Raw genomic sequence first — 2,098 nt, 5'->3', positions numbered from 1 at the left:
GCAGGCGCCTTGATCACCGTGAGCCGTTTGCTTTCGGCTTGCCCGGCAAGACCGTTCAGCCGCGGACGGTCGATCAAGCCGGACGGCAGCCGTGGCGGAAAAAGCTTCGTAGCGGGAAGGAGAGGCGGCGTCTTCAAGGGCGTCTCCTCAGTCATTTGAATTGGTTGTTTCAGGCATTCGGGTTGACCCTGACTGTAGCCCCCCGTACGGGGGATATTGCCCTGAGCCGCGCCGGAACATCATGAATTGCATCGAGGAGATCGAAGTTTCAGTCAGCCAAACAGGTGCGGCGCGCCGACTGGTCATTCCTGGAAGCCTCGTCGGGCGCGGCCGGGATCGGTGCGTTGCTCAGGAAATGATACTCCCAACCACCTCGAAGGAGGAGACATGTCAACCGTATCGAATCATATTGCATCGCACAAGCTCGGGCCGCTCGGTGCGGAACCCGAGTTGTCGGAAATGAGCCAGATGGTCCAGCAGACGGTCCATCGTTACGCAGAAGAGGTGATGCGTCCGATAGGGGTCAAGCTCGATCGCATGACGCCGGAAGCGGCGATCGCACAAGGCTCACCGTATTGGGAAGCTCGCGACAAGTACGTCAATCTGGGCTTTGGCGTAGATGGCCTGATGGAACTCGAACCCGCCGAGCGGGCGAAGACGATGTGCATCCTGTTCGAGGAGCTCGGCTGGGGCGATTCCGGGCTCGCGATTTCGTTCGGCGCCGGTCTGCTTCCCGCGGTGATGAGCGCGACGCTTGGCAACCCGTTTTGCCGCGGGCTCGCGCCGGATGCGAAGCTCGGCTGCTGGGCGATTACGGAGCCCGATCACGGCTCTGACATGCTCGACGCGAACGGCATGATCTTCCATCCGCAAGGTTCGTACGGCCGGCCCAACTGCGTGGCGACGCTGGGTGGCGACGAGGTCGTCATCAACGGGCAGAAGTCGGCCTGGGTATCGAACGGCATCATCGCGGACGTATGCATTCTCTACTGCGCGGCGGACAGCGGCAGTGGCGCCGACACGAAGCACGGCGCGGTGATCATCGTCCCGCTGGACGCCAAAGGGGTGTCGCGCGGCAAGCCGCTCGACAAGGTCGGCCAGCGTGCCCTCAACCAGGGCGAGATTTTCTTCGAGAACGTCAGGCTGTCGAAGGAGCACATTCTCGCCGGCCCCGACCAGTACCTCGACGCGGTCTATGCGATCCATACGTTCGCCAACGCGATCATGGGCACCGTGTTCACCGGCGCCGCACGCGCGGCCTTCGAGCTCGCTCTCGCGTATGCACACGAACGCAGGCAGGGCGGTCTGCCCATCATCCGGCATCAGTCGGTCGCGTCGCGGCTCTTTCACATGTTCCGCAAAGTGGAGGCCGCGCGCGCGCTCACGCACCGTGTCGTGCACTACAACTTCACGGCGGCCCAACCCTCGCTGCACGCGGCGATGACGGCCAAGATCACCGCCACCCAGACCGCGTTCGAAGTCGCCAACGACGCACTGCAGATCTTCTGTGGCAACGGGCTCACTCGCGAGTATCCGATCGAGAAGATCTGGCGTGACGCACGCGCATCGCTGATCGAGGACGGATGCAACGAAGTCCTTGCGATCAAGGGCGGGTACTACCTGATCGACCCGGAGCTGCTTTGAACGGCATCGCACGTTCGCGCAATCCGATTAAAACCTGAAGGAGACGACGACATGGCAACGGCATACGAAGTGGTCCTCTATGGCGCGAGTGGCTACACGGGCAAGCTCACGGCATGGAAGCTCGCCGAGCGCGGCATCCCGTTCATTGCCGCGGGACGGAGCAAGGAGAGGCTCGAAGCGGAAATGGCAAAAGTGCCCGAACTGGCCGGGCACGATTACCGGTGCGTAGCGGTCGAGAACGAAACAGGCGCGCTTACCGAACTGTTCCAGGGCAAGAAAGCGGTCATCAATATTGTCGGGCCGTTCATGCAGTTCGGTCGCCCTGTCGTCGAGGCGAGCCTCGCGGCGGGCTGTCACTACTTCGACACGACGGGCGAGACCGACTGGATGTCCTTCATCAAGCGTACCTACGGGGAGGCCTTTGCCGCCCGCGATCTGGCGCTGTGCCCCGGTA

At 62.6% G+C, this 2,098-nt stretch carries 2 protein-coding genes; both read left to right on the top strand.

Annotated features, from left to right (window positions below):
* Positions 1–387 precede the first annotated feature (387 nt).
* Positions 388–1,644 carry an acyl-CoA dehydrogenase family protein gene (locus tag VMJ11_RS00510; RefSeq protein WP_325615829.1) on the top strand — a complete coding sequence of 419 codons (1,257 nt, stop codon included), beginning with the start codon at positions 388–390 and terminating at the stop codon, positions 1,642–1,644.
* A 51-nt stretch (positions 1,645–1,695) separates the two neighbouring features.
* Positions 1,696–2,098 (top strand): saccharopine dehydrogenase NADP-binding domain-containing protein (locus tag VMJ11_RS00505; RefSeq protein ID WP_325615827.1); only part of this gene is annotated, 403 nt, incomplete at its 3' end.

This window comes from Paraburkholderia sp. (genome assembly GCF_035501035.1).
GTDB lineage: Bacteria > Pseudomonadota > Gammaproteobacteria > Burkholderiales > Burkholderiaceae > Paraburkholderia.
This window is presented reverse-complemented; position numbering and strand designations above follow the sequence as displayed.